Origin of the sequence: Psychrobacter sp. TB55-MNA-CIBAN-0194 (assembly GCF_040309505.1) — a bacterium.
Taxonomy (GTDB): domain Bacteria; phylum Pseudomonadota; class Gammaproteobacteria; order Pseudomonadales; family Moraxellaceae; genus Psychrobacter; species Psychrobacter fozii.
Genome location: NZ_JBEOOW010000082.1, coordinates 1 through 333, shown reverse-complemented (window position 1 = coordinate 333; position 333 = coordinate 1). Strand labels below are relative to the sequence as shown.

The 333-nt window shown below is 45.9% G+C and carries 1 pseudogene; it reads right to left on the bottom strand.

Annotation, left to right across the window (positions count from 1 at the left end):
- Positions 1–333, bottom strand: a pseudogene (locus AAEY75_RS14335) (ornithine cyclodeaminase family protein); the annotation flags it as partial.

The window sequence follows — 333 nt, the reverse complement described above, 5'->3', positions numbered from 1 at the left end:
CTATCTGGCTTTGCTAGATACTTACTTGCGATACCTGATAGCGCTGCCGTACGTACTTGAGTGACATAAACACCGTCCATAAAGGCCAGGATTTCACCCGTATCATTGTTTGAGACACTCACCACAGCGGTAGTCGTCGGTAGATTTCGCTTTGGATTATCTGGACAAATAGTGACCAGTTTAACGATAGCAAATTCTTCATGACCGTCGAACAATACTGAAGGCATCGATAGATGTGAGCCACTGTTTTTATCACTGGCAGTGAAAGTTGGAATGACCAAGCGCTCAGGGCACTTAATCCACTCTGGATGCTGCACTTGTAGGCTCAACAGC